Origin of the sequence: Saccharomonospora halophila 8, assembly GCF_000383775.1 — a bacterium.
Taxonomy (GTDB): Bacteria; Actinomycetota; Actinomycetes; order Mycobacteriales; family Pseudonocardiaceae; genus Saccharomonospora; species Saccharomonospora halophila.
This window is the reverse complement of the sequence record NZ_KB912482.1, coordinates 7,106-25,082: the sequence shown is the minus strand read 5'-3', so window position 1 is coordinate 25,082 and position 17,977 is coordinate 7,106. Positions and strand designations below refer to the sequence as shown.

Annotated in this window: 13 protein-coding genes; 8 read left to right on the top strand and 5 right to left on the bottom strand. The window is 71.4% G+C overall.

Features of this window, described 5'->3' with window-relative positions:
• On the bottom strand, positions 1–310 hold a 310-nt coding region (locus SACHA_RS19690; protein ID WP_039737550.1), incomplete at its 3' end, for a MerR family transcriptional regulator.
• 160 nt (positions 311–470) lie between these two features.
• Here SACHA_RS19690 and SACHA_RS0101210 point away from each other — a divergent pair.
• The 5 genes from SACHA_RS0101210 to SACHA_RS0101190 all read left to right on the top strand — a co-directional run bounded on the left by SACHA_RS0101210 (position 471) and on the right by SACHA_RS0101190 (position 9,219).
• Positions 471–1,640, top strand: coding sequence for a lactate 2-monooxygenase (locus SACHA_RS0101210; protein WP_019806551.1), 1,170 nt, complete (start codon positions 471–473; stop codon positions 1,638–1,640).
• Between the two features lie 140 nt (positions 1,641–1,780).
• Positions 1,781–5,686, top strand: coding sequence for an ATP-dependent RNA helicase HrpA (gene hrpA / locus SACHA_RS0101205; RefSeq protein ID WP_019806550.1), 3,906 nt, complete (start codon positions 1,781–1,783; stop codon positions 5,684–5,686).
• 309 nt (positions 5,687–5,995) lie between these two features.
• Positions 5,996–7,621, top strand: a complete 1,626-nt coding sequence (locus SACHA_RS0101200) for an acyl-CoA synthetase (RefSeq protein ID WP_019806549.1) — start codon at positions 5,996–5,998, stop codon at positions 7,619–7,621.
• A 69-nt stretch (positions 7,622–7,690) separates the two neighbouring features.
• Positions 7,691–8,446, top strand: coding sequence for an SDR family oxidoreductase (locus SACHA_RS0101195; protein ID WP_019806548.1), 756 nt, complete (start codon positions 7,691–7,693; stop codon positions 8,444–8,446).
• Positions 8,447–8,556: 110 nt separating this feature from the next.
• Positions 8,557–9,219: a histidine phosphatase family protein gene (locus tag SACHA_RS0101190; RefSeq protein WP_028662774.1), complete on the top strand. Its 663-nt coding sequence runs from the start codon at positions 8,557–8,559 to the stop codon at positions 9,217–9,219.
• Between the two features lie 129 nt (positions 9,220–9,348).
• Here SACHA_RS0101190 and SACHA_RS0101185 read toward each other — a convergent pair whose 3' ends face one another.
• The gene (locus tag SACHA_RS0101185) at positions 9,349–9,972 is read right to left on the bottom strand and encodes a TetR/AcrR family transcriptional regulator (protein ID WP_019806546.1); all 624 of its coding nucleotides are present in this window, start codon (positions 9,970–9,972) and stop codon (positions 9,349–9,351) included.
• Between the two features lie 13 nt (positions 9,973–9,985).
• On the bottom strand, positions 9,986–11,695 hold the full coding sequence (locus SACHA_RS0101180) for a GMC family oxidoreductase N-terminal domain-containing protein (protein ID WP_019806545.1): 1,710 nt from the start codon (positions 11,693–11,695) through the stop codon (positions 9,986–9,988).
• A gap of 156 nt (positions 11,696–11,851) precedes the next feature.
• On the opposite strand from SACHA_RS0101180, the gene SACHA_RS0101175 reads away from it, so the two are divergent.
• Positions 11,852–12,658 carry a siderophore-interacting protein gene (locus tag SACHA_RS0101175; protein ID WP_019806543.1) on the top strand — a complete coding sequence of 269 codons (807 nt, stop codon included), beginning with the start codon at positions 11,852–11,854 and terminating at the stop codon, positions 12,656–12,658.
• 997 nt (positions 12,659–13,655) lie between these two features.
• On the opposite strand, the gene SACHA_RS0101165 is transcribed toward SACHA_RS0101175, so the two are convergent.
• Both SACHA_RS0101165 and SACHA_RS0101160 read right to left on the bottom strand, forming a co-directional pair.
• Positions 13,656–15,761: a catalase gene (locus SACHA_RS0101165; RefSeq protein ID WP_019806539.1), complete on the bottom strand. Its 2,106-nt coding sequence runs from the start codon at positions 15,759–15,761 to the stop codon at positions 13,656–13,658.
• 75 nt (positions 15,762–15,836) lie between these two features.
• On the bottom strand, positions 15,837–16,211 hold the full coding sequence (locus tag SACHA_RS0101160) for an SSI family serine proteinase inhibitor (protein ID WP_028662773.1): 375 nt from the start codon (positions 16,209–16,211) through the stop codon (positions 15,837–15,839).
• Positions 16,212–16,507: 296 nt separating this feature from the next.
• Between SACHA_RS0101160 and hrcA the strand changes: the two genes are divergently transcribed.
• Both hrcA and SACHA_RS19680 read left to right on the top strand, forming a co-directional pair.
• Positions 16,508–17,533, top strand: a complete 1,026-nt coding sequence (hrcA, locus tag SACHA_RS0101155) for a heat-inducible transcriptional repressor HrcA (RefSeq protein WP_019806534.1) — start codon at positions 16,508–16,510, stop codon at positions 17,531–17,533.
• Positions 17,534–17,660: 127 nt separating this feature from the next.
• A partial coding sequence (locus tag SACHA_RS19680) for a DnaJ domain-containing protein (protein WP_039737548.1) occupies positions 17,661–17,977 on the top strand: 317 nt, incomplete at its 3' end.

Genomic DNA, 17,977 nt, shown 5'->3' with positions numbered 1-17,977 from the left:
CGTGTGCGTGGGCGGCCCGGGTCCGCAGCCGGTCTCCGTGCGCCTGCAGGATCTCCTCCGCGTCGGCGCCCGGGCCGTCCAGCACGGCGCTCACCTCGGACAGCGGCACCTCGGCGTCGCGGAGCGTGCGCAGCAGCACCGCCCGCTGTTCCTGGTCCGGGCCGTAGTACCGGTAGCCGGTCCCGGGGTCGGTCCGCGTGGGGGGCAGCACCCCGCAGTCGTCGTAGAAGCGCAGCGCACTCGGCGTGAGGCCCACCCGCCGGGCGAACGTGCCGATGTTGTCCAGGCCGGTGTCCGTGATGTGGTCCATGCCGGGCAGTCTGCGCGTTCGACGGACTCGAAGGTCAACTCTTCCGCCCCGGCCCGGCGCCCCGGTCCGTAGGATGCCGCGCACGAGGCACGCATCGAGGCACGCGACGGCCCCGGACGCCCCGGACGGCACCGGGCGGCACCGGGCGAAGGAGGTACGGATGGGCGAGCGGTACTCCCTCTACCAGAGCGAGCTCTACCTGCAGGCCTACGGTGGCCGGACGCCGGAGTTCACCACCGACCCCACGAAGCTGGAGGACTCGGCCGCCGGGCTGCTCGACCCGGGGCCGTTCCACTATGTCGCCGGGGGCGCGGGGTCGGGCGCCACGATGCGCGCGAACCGCGCGGCCTTCGACGGGTGGCGGCTGGTGCCCCGGATGCTCACCGACGCCACCGAGCGGGACCTGTCGACGACCGTGCTCGGCACGGAGATGCCCGCGCCGGTGCTGCTCGCCCCCGTGGGGGTGCAGTCGATCGTCCATCCCGACGCGGAACGGGCGACCGCCCGTGCCGCCGCGGGGCTGGGCCTGCCGACCGTGCTGTCCACGGCATCGTCCACCAGCATCGAGGACGTCGCCGCCGCCTCCGGGGACGGGCCGCGCTGGTTCCAGTTGTACTGGCCGAACGATCCGGACGTGTGCCGCAGCATCCTCTCCCGCGCCCGTGCGGCCGGGTTCAGCACGCTCGTGGTCACGCTGGACACCTGGTCGCTCGGCTGGCGGCCGTGCGACCTCGACCGCGGCTACCTGCCGTTCCTCCAGGGGGAGGGCACCGCCGTGCCGTTCTCCGACCCGGTCTTCCGGTCGAAGCTGGAGGCGCCGCCGGAGGACGACCTGCCCTCGGCCGTGCTCCGGTGGATCTCGATGATCACCGGGACCGACCGCGACTGGGACGCGCTGGCGTTCCTGCGGGAGCACTGGGACGGCCCGATCGTGCTGAAGGGCCTCACGCACGTGGACGACGCCCGCCGGGCCGCGGAGGCGGGGATGGACGGGGTGATCGTCTCCAACCACGGCGGCAGGCAGGTGGACGGCGCCGTGGCCGCGCTGGACGCGCTGCCGGAGATCGTCGGCGCCGTGGGGTCGCGGATCGAGGTGCTGTTCGACTCCGGTGTGCGCACCGGTGCGGACGTGGCCAAGGCGCTCGCGTTGGGCGCCCGGGCCGTCCTGGTCGGCAGGCCGTGGGTCTACGGCCTCGCGCACGGCGGGGAGGACGGCGTGCGGCACGTGCTGCGCAGCCTGCTCGCCGACCTCGACCTGACCATGGGCCTGTCCGGGCACCGCCGCCTCGCCGACCTGCGGCCGTCCTCGTTGACCACCGTGCGCCGCTGAGCCCTCGTGCGCCGCTGAGCCCTCGTGCGCCGCTGAGCCCTCGTGCGCCGCTGAGCCCCCGGGCGTCGGAGTGCGCACGACCCGTCCGGGAGGAAAGTGGTGGGCGGGTCGTGGGAGCGCCCGGCTACCCTGGGGTGCGTATGTCCACCGCGTCCCCCCTCGCCGAGTTGCGCTCGCGCCTGCCCGAGTTGATGGTGCGCGACGCGAACCGTCTCCGTCGGCGTATCGACGGGCTGACCAAGTCGGGCAGGTCGAAGAAGCCGCGCCCGGCACCCGCCGACGACGTCGTCGCGAAGATCGCCGCCGACGTGGAGGCCGCCGAGCGGCGGGTGGCCCGCCGCCGCGAATCGGTGCCCACGGTGAAGTACCCGGACGAACTGCCGGTCAGCGGGCGCCGGGAGGATCTCGCCGAGACGATCCGGGACAACCAGGTGGTGATCGTCGCGGGGGAGACCGGCTCCGGAAAGACCACGCAGCTGCCCAAGATCTGCCTGGACCTGGGGCTCGGCGTCCGCGGGCAGATCGCGCACACCCAGCCGCGCCGGATCGCCGCCCGCACGGTGGCCGAGCGGATCGCCGCGGAACTCGACACCGACCTCGGCGAATCGGTCGGCTACAAGGTGCGGTTCACCGACACCTCCGGTGACGACACACTGGTGAAGCTGATGACCGACGGCATCCTGCTCGCCGAGATCGGGCACGACCGGATGCTGCGGCAGTACGACACGATCATCATCGACGAGGCGCACGAGCGCAGCCTCAATATCGACTTCCTGCTCGGCTACCTGAAGCGGCTGCTGCCGCGCAGGCCCGACCTCAAGGTGATCATCACCTCCGCGACCATCGACCCCGAGCGGTTCTCCCGGCACTTCGACGGCGCCCCGATCGTCGAGGTCTCCGGCCGCACCTACCCCGTCGAGGTCCGTTACCGGCCGGTGGTCGACCCGGACGACCCGGACGCCGACCCGGACCGCGACCAGGTGGCGGCCATCGGCGACGCGGTCCGTGAACTGACCGCCGAGGGGCCCGGCGACGTGCTCGTGTTCCTGTCCGGCGAGCGCGAGATCCGGGACACCGACGAGGCGCTGCGGGCGATGAACCTGCCGGACACCGAGATCCTCCCGCTGTACGCGCGGCTGTCCGCCGCCGAACAGCAGCGGGTGTTCAAACCGCACCGCGGGCGGCGGATCGTGCTGGCCACCAACGTGGCCGAGACGTCGCTGACCGTGCCCGGGATCCGCTACGTCGTCGACCCCGGCACCGCGCGCATCTCCCGGTACAACTCCCGCACCAAGGTGCAGCGGCTCCCGATCGAGCCGATCTCCCAGGCCTCGGCGAACCAGCGCAAGGGCCGGTGCGGGCGCACCTCGGACGGCATCTGCATCCGGTTGTACACCGAGGACGCCTTCCTCTCCCGCCCGGAATTCACCGACCCGGAGATCCTGCGCACCAACCTGGCGTCGGTCATCCTGCAGATGATCTCGCTGGGGCTCGGCGACATCGGCGCGTTCCCGTTCGTCGAGCCGCCGGACCGGCGCCAGATCACCGCGGGCGTGCAGCTGCTGACCGAGCTCGGCGCGGTGGACTCCTCGGGCGGCAAGCTCACCGCGGTCGGGAAGAAGCTGGCGCAGCTGCCCGTCGACCCGCGGATGGGACGCATGATCGTCGAGGGCGCGGCGAACGGGTGCGTGCGCGAGGTCATGATCATCGCCGCGGCACTGTCCATCCAGGACCCCCGGGAGCGCCCCGCGGAGTTCGAGCAGCAGGCCCGGCAGCAGCACGCGCGGTTCACCGAGCCCGGCTCGGACTTCCTGGCGTACCTGAACCTGTGGAACCACGTGCGCGAGCAGCAGAAGGCGCTGTCGAACAACCGGTTCCGCAAACTCTGCCGCGCCGAGTTCCTCAACTACCTTCGCATCCGCGAGTGGCAGGACGTCTACGGCCAGCTGCACCAGCTCGCGAAACCGTTGGGGATCACGCTGAACAGCGTGCCCGGCGACCCGCAGCGCATCCACACCTCGCTGCTGGCGGGCCTGCTCTCGCACGTCGGGCTCAAGGATCCGGAGAAGGGCGACTACCTGGGCGCCCGGGGCACGCGGTTCTCGGTGTTCCCCGGGTCGTCGCTGTTCAAGAAGCAGCCCCGGTGGATCGCCTCGGCCGAGCTGGTGGAGACCTCCCGGCTGTGGGGGCGGATCAACGCCCGGGTGGAGCCCGAATGGATCGAGCCGCTCGCGCAGCACCTGGTCAAGCGCACCTACTCGGAGCCGCGCTGGGAACGCAAGCAGGGCGCGGTGATGGCGAACGAGCGGGTCACCCTCTACGGCATCCCGCTGGTGTCCGGCCGCAAGGTCAACTACGGGCGGATCGACCCGGAGACCTCGCGGGAGCTGTTCCTCCGGCACGCGCTGGTGGAGGGGGACTGGGAGACCGACCACCGGTTCTTCCACGACAACCGCGCACTGCTCGACGAGGTGACCGACCTGGAGAACCGGGCGCGGCGCCGGGACATCCTCGTCGACGACGAGACGTTGTTCGCCTTCTACGACGAACGCATCCCGGACGACGTCGTCTCCGCGCGGCACTTCGACTCGTGGTGGAAGAAGGCCCGCCGCGACCAACCGGACCTGCTGACCTTCGAGAAGGCCATGCTGGTCAACGCCACCGCCGACGAGGTCCGCGCGGACGACTACCCGGACGTCTGGCGGCAGGGCGAGCTGGAGTTCCCGCTGACCTACCAGTTCGAGCCCGGCACCGACGCCGACGGCGTGACGGTGCACATTCCGCTGCCGGTGCTGAACCAGGTCGCCGACGCCGGGTTCGACTGGCAGGTGCCGGGGCTGCGCGAGGAGCTGGTGGCCGCGCTGGTGAAGTCGCTGCCGAAGTCGCTGCGGCGCACCTTCGTGCCCGCGCCGGACACCGCCCGGCAGGTGGCCGGACGGATCGGCCCGGACGACGGCCCGCTGCTCGACGTGCTCGGACGGGAACTGGAGGCCCTGCGTGGGGTCGCGGTGCCGCGGGAGGCGTGGCAGTGGGACGCGGTGCCCGCGCACCTGCGGATGACGTTCCGGATCCTCGACGAGAAGCGGCGCACCGTCGCCGAGGGCAAGGACCTGTCCGCCCTGCGGGAGCAGCTGGGCGGCAGGCTGCGGGAGACGATCTCGGCGGCCGCCGACGACGTCGAACGGTCCGGCCTGACCGGCGGGGACTTCGGCACGCTGCCGCGGGAGTTCCGCGCGCGGCGGGGAGGACACGAAGTCCGGGCGTATCCGGCGCTGGTCGACGAGGGCGACAGCGTCGCCGTGCGGACGCTGGACAGCCCGGAGCAGCAGCGTGCGGCGATGTGGCGGGGCACGCGCCGACTGGTGCGCCTGTCCGTGCCCTCGCCCGCGAAGTACGTCACCCGGAACCTGTCCAATCAGGCCAAGCTGGTGCTCACCCGCAACCCGCACGGCGGCGTGTCGGCGCTGTTGGAGGACTGCGTGGACTGCGCGGTGGACAAGCTCGTCGCCGAGGCCGGGGGACCCGTCTGGGACGAGGACGCCTTCGCCGCGTTGACCGAGGCGGTGCGCCCGCGCCTGAACGGCACCACCCTGGCCGTGCTGCACGAGGTGGAGGCCGTGCTCGCCGCGGCGGGGGCGGTGCGGACCCGGCTGGACGAGACCGGCGGCGGAGCGTTGCGTGAGTCCCTGGACGACCTGCGCGCCCACCTCGACGGCCTGGTGTACCGGGGATTCGTGACCGGCACCGGCTACGACCGGCTGCCCGACGTGGCCCGCTACGTCCGGGGCATCGAACGCCGACTGGACAAGCTGCCCACCGACCCGGGCCGCGACGTCGAGCGGCTGCGCGAGATCAACTGGCTGCGCGGCGAGTACGACGCCGTGCGGGACGCGCTGCCACCCGGCACGGATCCGGGCCCGGACCTGGCCGAGATCCCCTGGATGATCGAGGAACTCCGCATCAGCTACTTCGCCCAGACCCTCGGCACCGCCTACCCGGTCTCCACCAAACGCATCCTCAAAGCCCTGGACCGGGCCACCCCGTAACCCCCTGCGAGTCGCCACCTCAGGATGGCGAGTTGGCGCCCCACGACGGCGAGTTCTCACCCAGCGCCGGTGATCCGGTCGAGCGGGCGGCGGGCGGTGACGTGACGCCAAGGGTCCCTTGCGTCGACTCGCGGGCACCAGATGTCGACTCGCGGGGACCTGGTGGCGACTCGCGGGCGGGTAGTGGCGACTCGCGGGCACGAGGCGTCGACTCGCGGGGACCAGGTGGCGACTCGCGGGTGTGGGTGGGTCGACGGGCGAACCTACTTGCGGGTAGGTTTAGTTCGACCAGGTTCGAGGAGGTGGCCGATGAAGACGCCGACGACCGTGGCCGGGCTGACGCGCCGGGTGGTCGACACCGTCCGCGGAATCGACGTGCTGCGTCGCGCCGGGCTGGCCCCGTTCCCCCGGGTCGACGAGGGATTGCGGTCGCTGATCACCGCGCGCCGGTACGGGCCACTGGCCGGGGCCGTGCGGGTGGCCGCACGCCGGGACGCGACGGCGGTCGGCATCGTCGACGAGCAGGGACCACTGACCTTCCACCAGCTCGACCTCCGGTCGAACGCCCTCGCCCGGGCATGGGCGGCACGCGGGGTCGGGCAGGGCACCACCGTTGCCGCGCTCTGCCGCGACCACCGCGGACTGGTACTGACCATGCTCGCCGCGGGCAAGCTCGGCGCGCCGGTGCTGCTGATGAACACCGGCTTCGCCAAGCCGCAGCTCACCGCGGTGGCCGAGCGCGAGAACGTGCGGGTCCTGGTCCACGACGAGGAGTTCGCGGAGCTGCTCGGGGACATCACCGGTGTCGACCGGTACCTGTCCTGGACCGACTCCGGCGACGGCTCCGGTACCGAGCCGACGTTGGACTCGGTGATCAGCGCCGCCGACGACCGCACCGTGCCACCACCGGAGAAGCCGGGCGGACTCGTGCTGCTGACCAGCGGCACCACCGGCACCCCGAAGGGCGCCCCCCGGCCGAAGGTGTCCCCGCTGGACTCGGCCCAGTTCCTCGACCGCATCCCGCTGCGCGTGGGCGAGGCCACCTACATGGCCGCGCCGCTGTTCCACGCCACCGGGCTCTCGCAGTTCATCCTCTCCTGCGCGTTGGGCTGCACCGTGGTGCTGCGGCGGAAGTTCGACCCGGAGACCGTGCTCCGCGGCGTCGCCGAGCACCGCTGCACCGCGCTCGTGCTGGTCCCGACGATGCTGCAGCGCCTCGTCGACCTCCCGGCTCAGACCCGCGCGAAGTACGACACCTCCCACCTGCGGATCATCTTCGTGGCCGGGTCGGCACTGTCGCCCGACCTCGGCAACCGGGCCACCGAACTGTTCGGCGACGTCGTCCACAACCTGTACGGCTCGACCGAGGTCGCCGTCGCCACGGTCGCGACGCCGGAGGACTGGCGCCGCGCGCCGGGCACGGTCGGCCGTCCGCCCGTCGGCTGCCGGGTCGCGCTGTACGACGACAACGACCGGCGCATCACCGAGCCGGGGGTGACCGGCCGGGTGTTCGTCGGCAGCGGCCTGGCCTTCGACGGCTACACCGACGGCCGTACCAGGGACGTCCTGGACGGCCTGCTCGCCACCGGCGACGTGGGGCACTTCGACGCCGACGGCCTGCTGTTCATCGACGGCCGGGACGACGAAATGATCGTCTCGGGCGGGGAGAACGTCTACCCGATCGAGGTGGAGAACATCCTGGTCGACCACCCCGAGGTCGTGGAGGCGGCGGTGCTCGGCGTCGACGACGACGACTTCGGCCAGCGGCTGAAGGCGTTCGTGGTCACCACGGACGGGGCGTTGCTGGACGCCGAGGGCGTGCGGGAACACGTGCGGGCCAACCTCGCCCGGTACAAGGTGCCCCGGGACGTCGCGTTCCTGCCGCGGTTGCCGCGCAACAGCACCGGGAAGGTGCTGCGCAACGAGCTCTCCTGACCGGGGCGGGCCGCCCACGCGCCACCCGGGCCCGGACGAGAGCCGGTTACCTGAGGGTAGGGTCTCCGCATGGCCGTTCGTACCAACATCGTCATCACCGGCGCCAGCTCCGGGCTCGGCGAGGGCATGGCCCGGGAGTTCGCCGCCCAGGGCCGCAACCTCGGGCTGTGCGCGCGCAGGCGCGACCGGCTCGACACGCTGGCCGCCGAGCTCACCGAACGCTACCCGGGCATCAAGGTCGTCGTGCGGGAACTCGACGTCAACGACCACGACCGGGTGTTCTCGGTGTTCGACGAGTTCCGCGCCGAGCTGGGCACCCTGGACCGCGTCGTCGTCAACGCCGGACTCGGCAAGGGGCAGCCCGTCGGGACCGGCCACTTCGCGGCAAACCGGCAGACCGTCGAGACCAACACGGTCGCGGGCCTGGCCCAGTGCGAGGCCGCGACGGCGATCTTCCGGGAGCAGAACGCCGGACACCTGGTGGTCGTGTCGTCGTTCAGCGCCGTGCGCGGGATGCCGCGCAATCTGACCGCCTACGCCGCCTCCAAGGCCGGGGTGAGCACGCTCGCGGACGGCATCCGCGCCGACACGCTGCGGACCCCGATCCGGGTCACCACGCTGCTGCCCGGCTACATCGAGTCGGAGATGACCGGCCGCAAGTCCGGCAGGACCCCGTTGCTGACCGGCAGCGCGGCCGGCGTCCGCGCGCTGGTCCGGGCGATCGAGAAGGAGCAGGCGAAGGCCTACATCCCGCCGTGGCCGTGGGCGCCGCTGAGCGTGCTCGTCCGTGCCCTGCCCGCCGGGCTGCTCCGCAAGCTCACCTGAACCGGCCCGGCCGCGCCGACGGGTGCGGTACAAGGGACGGGGTCCGCGGCGGGTGACCCCGGCGGGGGACCGGAGCGCGGGAGAAGAGCCGGGAAACGGAAAGGACTCCGCTGGGTGCCATCTACCTGGTCAGGCACGGACAGGCCTCGTTCGGCGCGGACGACTACGACGTGCTCTCCGACCGCGGCACGACGCAGGCCCGCCTGGTCGGCACGGAACTCCTGCGCAGGAGGGTCGCGGTGACCGAGGCCCGCAGCGGCACGCTGTCCCGGCAGCGGTCGACCGGGGAACTGGCGCTGGCGGAGGCGGCACCGGGCGCCGGACTCAAGGAGGACGTCCGGTGGAACGAGTACGACCACACCGACATCACCGCCCACCACGGCGGTGGGGCCGCCCAGGACCGCGCCGACCCCCGGGCGTTCCAGGCGGCGTTGGACACCGCGTTGCGGGAGTGGGTCGACGCCGGGGAGGACAGCCCGTGTGCCGAGACGTGGCCCGCGTTCCGTGCGCGGGTGCGCGCCGCGCTCGACGACCTGGTCGCGGTCGTCGGCAAGGGGGAACAGGCCGTGGTGTTCAGCTCCGGCGGGGTGATCGCGACGCTGTGCGGGGCGCTGCTCGATGACCCGGCGACCGGCCTGCTCACGTTGAACCGGGTGGCCGCCAACGGCGGGATCTCGAAACTGGTCACCGGCCGGTCGGGCACCACCCTGCTGTCGTTCAACGAACACGCCCACTTCGACGGCGACACCGCCCACCTGCTCACCTACCGCTGACCGCCGCGTCCCGTGCCAGGTGTGCCGTGAAGGCCCCCTTCACGGCACACCTACCGCTGACCGCCGCGTCCCGTGCCAGGTGTGCCGTGAAGGCCCCCTTCACGGCACACGACGCAGGGAAGGGGTCCTTCACGGCGTCGGGTGCAGGTTGGGGAGGACGTCCGCGACGAGCGTCAGCAGGACGTGGCTGAGCAGGGTGTGCACCTGCGTGCGGTCGAGGCTGCCGCGGACCAGCCATTCGCTGCCCGCGACCTTCACCATCCCCCCGTAGGACCGCAGCACGGCGTTGTACTGCTCCCACCGGGGGTCGGTGGTGGCGAACCCCATCGCCTCCAGCACCCGGTCGGCGGCGGTGCGGTCGGCCTCGTCCAGGATCCGTTCGACGTCGGGGTCCCGGCCGATGCCCTCGGGCGTGATCGCGGCGAGCCACATCTTCTCCTGCGCGCTCACCATGCCGAGGAACCAGTCGACCGCGGCCTCGACCCGCTGCTCCAGCGACCCCTCCGGGAGCTCGGTGATCGCGGTGTGCGGGATGTCCAGCGCGCGGCGTACGACCGCGAGATAGAGCTCCCGCTTCGTGCCGAAATAGTGGTTGATCAGCCCCCGGGCCACCCCGGCCTGGGCGGCGATGTCCGAGGTGGACACCTCCGCGTAGGGCCGTTCACCGAACAGTTCGGCGGCGCAGGCGAAAATCTGTTCCTTCCGTTCGTCCGGCTCCAGCCTCCGCCATCTCGGCACCGATTCGGTCGTCATGGCGGGCAGTTTCTCACGGGCTCCCCGGCTTCGCCGGGGAAATGGGCAGACGCAACGCCCCGGGGGCCTCGATGGGCACGATCGGGTGGTTCGGGCGCACCGGCGCCACCCGCCGGTAGGACGAGCCCGGCTCCGGACGCGGATCGGCCTCGCCCTTGTTCGGCCACATCGCCATCGCCCGCTCGGCCTGCGCGGTGATGGTGAGCGACGGGTTGACGCCGAGATTCGCCGAGATGGTCGATCCGTCCACCACGTGCAGCCCGGGGTGTCCGTACAGCCGCTGGTACGGATCCACCACCCCGTTCCCCGGCGAGTCCCCGATCACGCACCCGCCGATGAAGTGCCCGGTCAACGGGACGTTGAACAGGTCGTTCCAGCCGCCGCCCGGGATGCCACCGATCTTGTCCGCGACCCGGCGGGTGACCTCGTGGCCCGCCGGAATCCAGGTCGGGTTGGGCTCGCCCGCGCCCTGCCGGGTGCGCATCCGCCTGCCCAGCAGGCCCCGGCGGGTGTAGGTGGTCACCGAGTTGTCGAGGGTCTGCATCACCAGCAGCGCGATCGTCTGCTCCGACCACCGCCGGGGATTGTGCAGGGCGGGGAGCTTGCGCAGGTTGCGCAGCATCTCGCGCAGTCCGGCCAGCCACCGCGGCATCCGGGGGACGGGGTCGGTGAGCACCGCGCCGAGCAGTCCCAGCAGGTTGCTGCCCTTGCCGTAGCGCACCGGCTCGACGTGGGTGACCTCGTCCGGGTGGATCGACGAGGTGATCGCCACGCCGCGGTGGTACTCGGTGTCGTCGCGGGTGGTGCGGGCGGCGAGCACGGCCTCGGAGTTCGTCCGCGCCAGCACCCCCAGCTTGTCCGAGATCCGGGGCAGCGTGCCCGCGTCCCGCATCCGGTGCAACAGCCGCTGGGTCCCCAGCGCCGAGGCGGAGAAGACGACCTGTTCGGCGGTGACGGTCCACCGGCGCCACGGCCGCGTGGTGTGCGCACAGGCGACGGCGTAGCCGCCCCCGGGGAGCGGCCGCACCTCGGTCACCGTCGTCAGCGGATGGACCTTCGCGCCCGCCCGCTCGGCCAGGTGCAGGTAGTTCTTCACCGTGGTGTTCTTCGCGCCGTGCCGGCACCCGGTCATGCACTCGCCGCAGTGCAGGCACGCCCGCCGTTCGGGGCCCGCGCCGCCGAAGAACGGGTCGTCGACGCGCTGTCCGGGGTCGGTGTCGTCGTTCCCGAAGTACACGCCCACCGGGGTGGAGCGGTAGGTGTGCCCGATGCCCATGTCGTCGGCGACCTCGCGCATCACCTCGTCCGCCGCGGTGGTGCGCGGGTAGGTCGTGACCCCGAGCATCCGTTTGGCCTGGTCGTAGTACGGTGCGAGTTCGGCCTTCCAGTCGGTGATGCCCGACCACTGGCGGTCGGTGTAGAAGGCGTCCGGCGGTTCGTAGAGGGTGTTGGCGTAGACCAGGGAGCCACCGCCGACGCCGGCCCCGGTGAGCACGAGCGCGTCCGGAAGCGGGGTGATGCGCAGGATGCCGGTGCAGCCCGCCTTCGGGGCGAACAGATAGTCGCGCAGGTGCCACGACGTGTCGGCGAACTCGTGGTCGGCGAACCGTCTGCCCGACTCCAGGACCCCCACGTGGTAGCCCTTCTCGGTCAGGCGCAGGGCGCTGACACTGCCACCGAATCCGGAACCGATCACTACGACGTCGTAGTCGAACCGCGTCATACGGTTACCGTCGTCGGTTGTTGGCAACTTGTCAAGAAGTTCCACCGGACGTGCCGTGGTTGCGGCACCCCACGGTGCGGGGGCTAGCCTGGCGGTTAGGTAAGCCTAAGCAGGCGGGTCCGGTGGGGCCCGCCGCGACGAGTGGAGGAGCCCGGCATGGCCGATCGAGAGCGGGACGGGCGCGGAAAGCCGGTGTGGCGGACGGAGGTGGTCCGCACCGAGCGGGTGACCCCGCGCATGACCAGGGTGGTACTCGGCGGCCCCGACCTGGCCTCCTTCTCCCTCACCGGCTGTACCGACAGCTACGTCAAGGTGCTGTTCCCGGTGGCCGGTGTCGACCTCCCCGAGCCCCTCGACACCGCGGCCCTGAAGGACGGACTGCCGCCCGATCAGCGCCCGCGGAAACGCACGTACACGGTGCGTCAGCACGACCCGGACGCCGGGGAACTGGCACTGGACGTGCTGTACCACGGCGAGTCCGGTCTCGGCGGCCCCTGGGCGCGCAACGCCCGGCCGGGTGACGAGGTGCTGCTGCTCGGCCCCGGGGGCAAGTACGCGCCGAGCGCGGACGTGGACTGGCACCTGTTCGTCGGCGACGACGCCGCGGTGCCCGCGATCGCCGCGTCCCTGGAGGTGGTGCCGGAGGGGATGCCCGTGCGGGCGCTGCTGTCGGTGGCCGACGTCGCCGAGGAACAGCCGCTGCCGACCAAGGGCGACGCCGAGATCCGCTGGCTGCACCGCGACGCCGGAGACGATCTCGTGGAGGCGGTGCGCGCGCTCGGGTTCCCCGAGGGCCGGGCGAAGGCGTTCGTGCACGGCGAGGCGGGCGCGATGAAGGAGCTCCGTCGGCACCTGGTGTCCGAGCGTGGCCTCGACAAGAGACTGCTGTCGCTCTCCGGTTACTGGCGCAGGGGCCGCGACGACGAGTCCTGGCGTGCGGAGAAGAAGCAGTTCATGGCCTGACACCGCCGGACCGGGAGGGCCCGGGCGCTCTGCACGGACGGGGACGGTCCAGGACCGTTCTCCGCGTACCAGGTCCAGCCGGAGTGTCCCGCAGAACTCGATCGGAACTGACCAGACTGTCACCTGACCGGGTGGTTCCGCGGCGATCCGCTCACAAGAGCCACTGCCGTCACGAGTATCCCCTGGAGGAATCAGGGGAGGTTGTGATCGATATGGCGAAGCTTCCGGCTTCTACACTGATTCGAACGGCACGGTGCGGCCCGTCAACGGGAAGCGGAGTGGCACGGCGGCTGTGGGTGTGGCGGTGACCCTCGTCCTGGGGATGATCTCCACAGGTGGTGGTCTCGGCACCGGTGCCTCGGTGGGCTCGACAGGGGAGGCGGCGGTGAGCCGTGCCCTGCAGAAGCAGGTGAGCAAGGCTCGGTCCGAGGCCCGTCGAGGGCGGGCACCCAACGCATGGTCCCGCCTCGGTCTGCGGCGGATACGGCGGAACGAGCTGCCCCGGGCGTCGGGATGCGCCCGTCATTCGTACGGGGAAGTCCGGGATTTCCTGTATCGGACGCCGTGCCGGTCACTGGAGCGCCGGTTGGCGGTGGCCGTGGACGGGGATGGCAATCTGCTCGCTGTCGTGACCAGCTGGATCAGGATGCGGCGTCCGGACGACGCCCGTCGTCTCCAAGACCTCGCTGACGTGTATGGGACGGGGAACGCGATCCCGCGTGATGCGGGTGTGCTGGGGATGCCTGACGTGAACTTCGACGGCAGGTACTACTGTTCCGAACGCCGCGGAACACTGACCGTCGTCGCGGAATCCGCCCCGGCTGACACGGGGATCGATGGCTCCACGCTGAGGGCTGCAGCCCAGGTCGCTGTGGCGTTCCCCGCGCCGTCGCGTGCTGCGCACGTGGGTAAGGTCTCTGCTGTACCCGAGTGCTAGACGGTTGGTGCGCACGAGGACACATCGGCCGGGGGTGCCCGGCCCACCCCGGTCACCCGCTCAGGCCGGGACCGCGTCGGTGACGCGCTCCCAGCTGCGGTGCCCGGCGAGGCGGTCGGCCAGCCGCGCGGCGAGGTCGTCGGGCAGCGAGTCCTGATCGGCCGTCGTGGTGAGCACCCCTTTGTCGTCGACGACGTCCGGGCCGTCGGCGAGCCGGTCGGTGACCCCGGCGGTGCGGAGCAGGTCCACGCCCGCCCCGAACGCGGCGACCGGCTTGGCGTGCTTGTACGCCTCGGCCACGAAGTGCACCGCGTAGCCGTCGGCCGACAGGGTCGACACGGCGTCAGCCCCGGAGGCCACCACGACCCCGTCGTAGAGCACCGACGCCATGGTGTTCACGGCCCGGTCGGCGGTGAGCGCCTCGCCGGTGGCCGGTTCGACCCGTCCCTCGGTGAGCGCGAGCACCTCGACGAGGATCTTCCGTTCCCGCAGCGCCGAGATCAGCGTCCGAATGCCCGCCGTGTCGGCGCCGTCGGCGGTGAGCACCGCGACCGCGCGGGTGTCCGGACGGTCCATCCGGGTGTTGAGCTGGGACAGCGCGGGCGACGAGCGACCGTGGTTCGGCCGGGCCGCCTCGGTCGGGGCGGCCACACCGATACCGCGGGCGACGCGGACCGCGAGGTCGTGGTCGACGTGGTTGAGGTGCTCGACCACCCGTTCCCGGATCGGCGTGTGCCGCACCTTGCCGAGTTCGAACCGGAAGGCGGCCACGAGGTGTTCGGCCTCCACCTCGGACATGCTGTTCCAGAACAGGGTCGCCTGCGAGTAGTAGTCCTGGAAGCTCTCGCTGCGCTTGCGGATCTTGTACCCCTCGACCTTCTCCTGATAGTGCGTGAAGGCGCCGGCGTCGGCGATCGCCGGGCAGCCGCCGTCCAGGGTGTCCTTGTGGTACGGGGCCCGCCCGCGGTGTACCTGGACCTGCATGTAGCCGTCGCGCTGGTTGTTGTGCACGGGCGCGGTCGGGCGGTTCACCGGGATCTGGGCGAAGTTGGGCCCGCCCAGCCGGATCAGCTGCGTGTCCAGGTACGAGAAGTTGCGGGCCTGCAGCAGCGGGTCGTTGGTGAAGTCGATGCCGGGCACGACGTTCGCGGTGTGGAACGCCACCTGCTCGGTCTCGGCGAAGAAGTTGTCCGGGTTGCGGTCGAGCACCATCCGCCCGACCGGCCGCACCGGGACCTCCTCCTCCGGGATGATCTTGGTGGCGTCCAGCAGGTCGAAGTCGAACCGGTGCTCGTCGGACTCGTCGACGAGTTGCACACCCAGTTCGTACTCCGGGTAGTGCCCGGCCTCGATGGCGTCCCACAGGTCGCGCCGGTTGTAGTCCGGGTCCTTTCCCGCGATCTTCTGGGTCTCGTCCCACACCAGGGAGTGCGTGCCCAGCTTCGGCGTCCAGTGGAACTTGACGAAGGTGCCCCTGCCCTCGGCGTCGACCAGCCGGAACGTGTGCACGCCGAAGCCCTGCATCATCCGGTAACTGCGCGGCAGTGCCCGGTCCGACATCAGCCACATCATCATGTGGAGGGTCTCCGGTTGCAGGCCCACGAAGTCCCACAGTGTGTCGTGGGCGGACTGCGCCTGCGGGATCTCGTTGTGCGGCTCCGGCTTCACCGCGTGCACGAAGTCGGGGAACTTGATCCCGTCGTGGATGAAGAACACCGGCATGTTGTTGCCGACCAGGTCGTAGTTGCCCTGGTCGGTGTAGAACTTGGTGGCGAAGCCGCGGACGTCGCGGACGGTGTCGGCGGAGCCGCGCGAGCCGGCGACGGTGGAGAACCGGACGAACGTGGGCGTCTGCCGGTTCGGGTCGGTGAGGAAGTGCGCGGTCGTGTAGTCCGACAGCCAGGAGTCGTACGGCTGGAAGTAGCCGTACGCGCCGGAGCCCCGCGCGTGCACCACCCGTTCCGGGATGCGCTCGTGGTCGAAGTGGGTGACCTTCTCCCGGAAGTGGAAGTCCTCCAGCAGCGTCGGGCCCCGTTCGCCCACGGTCAGCGAGTCATCGGTGTGGTCGACCTTGAGGCCCTGCTGGGTGGTCAGTTCGGTGTCCTCCTGCGAGGCCCGGAACTGGTCGAGTTGGCGATCCTTCTCGTCACGACGTTGCTGTGCCACGGCCGGTTGCCTCCCCGTCGGTGCTGCTCGACTGCTCCGGGGGCGGCTACCCGGCCGTGGTCGGCGGAAACGGCGTCAGAATCCGAATACCCCGCCCGAGCGGGCGTCGGCCACGCACCGGTTGGCGTACTCCGTGGTGTAGTCCACCGGATCCCCCTGCCAGTGCCCGTGCGCCTCGGCGCGGACGGGGGAGTAGACCATCGTGCAGGTCGAGTCCTTCACGGGGAGCCGGTCGAAGTCGCCCTCCGCCCGGGTCAGCGCCGCGCAGGCGGCCCGGGCGCGGGGGTGGGTCCCGGCGTCGGGGGAGCAGGTCAGGTGCACGACACGTTCCACGCCCGTCGTGCCCCGCAGGCTCAGCACCAGGGAGGACTCGGGAGCGGGGGCCGGGGCACCCGAACAGACGGCGGCGATCGTGCATGCGGTCACGGTTGTCGCTGAGATCAAGGCCATGTCGCCGTTATCGGCACGCCTTCGGGCGAACCTGTGTACTCGACCGGATGATTGTCGCCACTCGAACAGGTGAAGAGAGACCTACGGACGGTGATGTAGAGGGTGTACCTCCGCGGGCCGCCCACCCCGGCACCACCCGGGTGGTCGTGAGCAGTCTCACCGAGACGCCGGTCACCGCGGTCCGGGCCGGGTGGGTCGACCGTGTTCTCCTCGGGTTCCGCCTCGTCGGTCCGGGTCGGGGCGGAGGCCGATCCACGTAGACTCGGGGTCGTCCCAGGCGACGAGAGGAGGTTCCGGTGGCCACCGCGGACGAGCGCCGGTTCGAGGTGCTGCGCGCCATCGTTGCCGACTACGTCTCGAACCAGGAGCCGGTCGGGTCGAAGGCGCTGGTCGACCGGCACAACCTGAGTGTGTCGAGCGCCACGGTCCGCAACGACATGGCGGCCTTGGAGGAGGAGGGCTACATCGCCCAGCCGCACACCAGCGCGGGGCGGATCCCGACCGACAAGGGTTACCGGATGTTCGTCGACCGGCTCTCCGAGATCAAGCCGCTCTCCGGGGCCGAACGGCGGGCGATCATGCAGTTCCTCGAGGGCGCCGTGGACCTCGAGGACGTCCTGCGCCGCTCGGTGCGGCTGCTGGCCCAGCTGACCCGCCAGGTCGCGGTCGTGCAGTACCCCACCCTGACGAACTCGACGGTGCGGCACCTGGAGGTGGTCGCGCTCACCCCGGCCCGGCTGATGATCGTGCTGATCACCGACACCGGACGTGTCGACCAGCGCACCGTCGACCTCGGTGACGTGATCAACGAGGACGCCGTCGCCCGGCTGCGGGAGGTGCTCAACAGCACCCTGTCCGGTCAACGCCTCGGCGACGCGGCGACCCGGGTCGCCGAGCTGCCGGAGCAGGCACCGGCGGAGCTGCGGGACGCGGTCGCCCGGGTCAGTTCGGTGCTGGTCGAGTCGCTGGTCGAGCACCCCGAGGAGCGGCTGGTGCTCGGCGGAACGGCGAACCTGACCCGCAACGTCGCCGACTTCCCCAACTCGCTGCGGCAGGTGCTGGAGGCGCTGGAGGAGCAGGTCGTCGTCCTCAGACTGCTGGACGCCGCACGCAACCCCGGTGCGGTCACCGTGCGCATCGGTGAGGAGAATGAGGACGAGCAGATGCGGAGCACGTCGGTCGTGTCCATCGGCTACGGCTCGGACGAGATGCTGCTGGGGGGCATGGGCGTGGTCGGCCCGACCCGGATGGACTACCCCGGCACCATCGCCGCCGTGCGGGCGGTGGCCAACTACGTGGGGCGGATCGTGGCCGGCAAATAGTCGGTGCGCCGACCGGCGCGAATACCCTGTCCGGTGGGCGGGCACGACGGGGCCGCACCGGCCGGGGCCGCGGGACGGGGCCCCGCGCACAGCTTTCAGGATTTTCTCGTAGGAGGACGGCAAGACGGTGGCCAACGACTACTACGGCACCCTCGGGGTGTCGAGCAACGCGAGTGACCAGGAGATCAAGCGCGCGTACCGCAAGCTCGCGCGCGAGCTCCACCCCGACGTCAACCCGTCCGAGGACGCGCAGCAGAAGTTCAGTGAGGTCACCACCGCCTACGAGGTGTTGTCCGACCCGCAGAAGCGGAAGATCGTCGACATGGGCGGCGACCCGATGGACAACGGCGCCGCCGCGGGCGGCGGTGGCCGGGACCCGTTCGCGGGCTTCGGCGGCCTCGGCGACATCATGGACGCCTTCTTCGGCGCCGCCGCGGGCGGAGC

Bases quoted from the DNA above. Each gene is read 5' to 3' on its own strand.
- SACHA_RS0101210 (WP_019806551.1), top strand. From the start codon at position 471: ATGGGCGAGCGGTACTCCCTCTACCAGAGCGAGCTCTACCTGCAGGCC.
- hrpA (WP_019806550.1), top strand. From the start codon at position 1,781: ATGTCCACCGCGTCCCCCCTCGCCGAGTTGCGCTCGCGCCTGCCCGAG.
- SACHA_RS0101200 (WP_019806549.1), top strand. From the start codon at position 5,996: ATGAAGACGCCGACGACCGTGGCCGGGCTGACGCGCCGGGTGGTCGAC.
- SACHA_RS0101195 (WP_019806548.1), top strand. From the start codon at position 7,691: ATGGCCGTTCGTACCAACATCGTCATCACCGGCGCCAGCTCCGGGCTC.
- SACHA_RS0101185 (WP_019806546.1), bottom strand. From the start codon at position 9,972: ATGACGACCGAATCGGTGCCGAGATGGCGGAGGCTGGAGCCGGACGAA.
- SACHA_RS0101180 (WP_019806545.1), bottom strand. From the start codon at position 11,695: ATGACGCGGTTCGACTACGACGTCGTAGTGATCGGTTCCGGATTCGGT.
- SACHA_RS0101175 (WP_019806543.1), top strand. From the start codon at position 11,852: ATGGCCGATCGAGAGCGGGACGGGCGCGGAAAGCCGGTGTGGCGGACG.
- SACHA_RS0101160 (WP_028662773.1), bottom strand. From the start codon at position 16,211: ATGGCCTTGATCTCAGCGACAACCGTGACCGCATGCACGATCGCCGCC.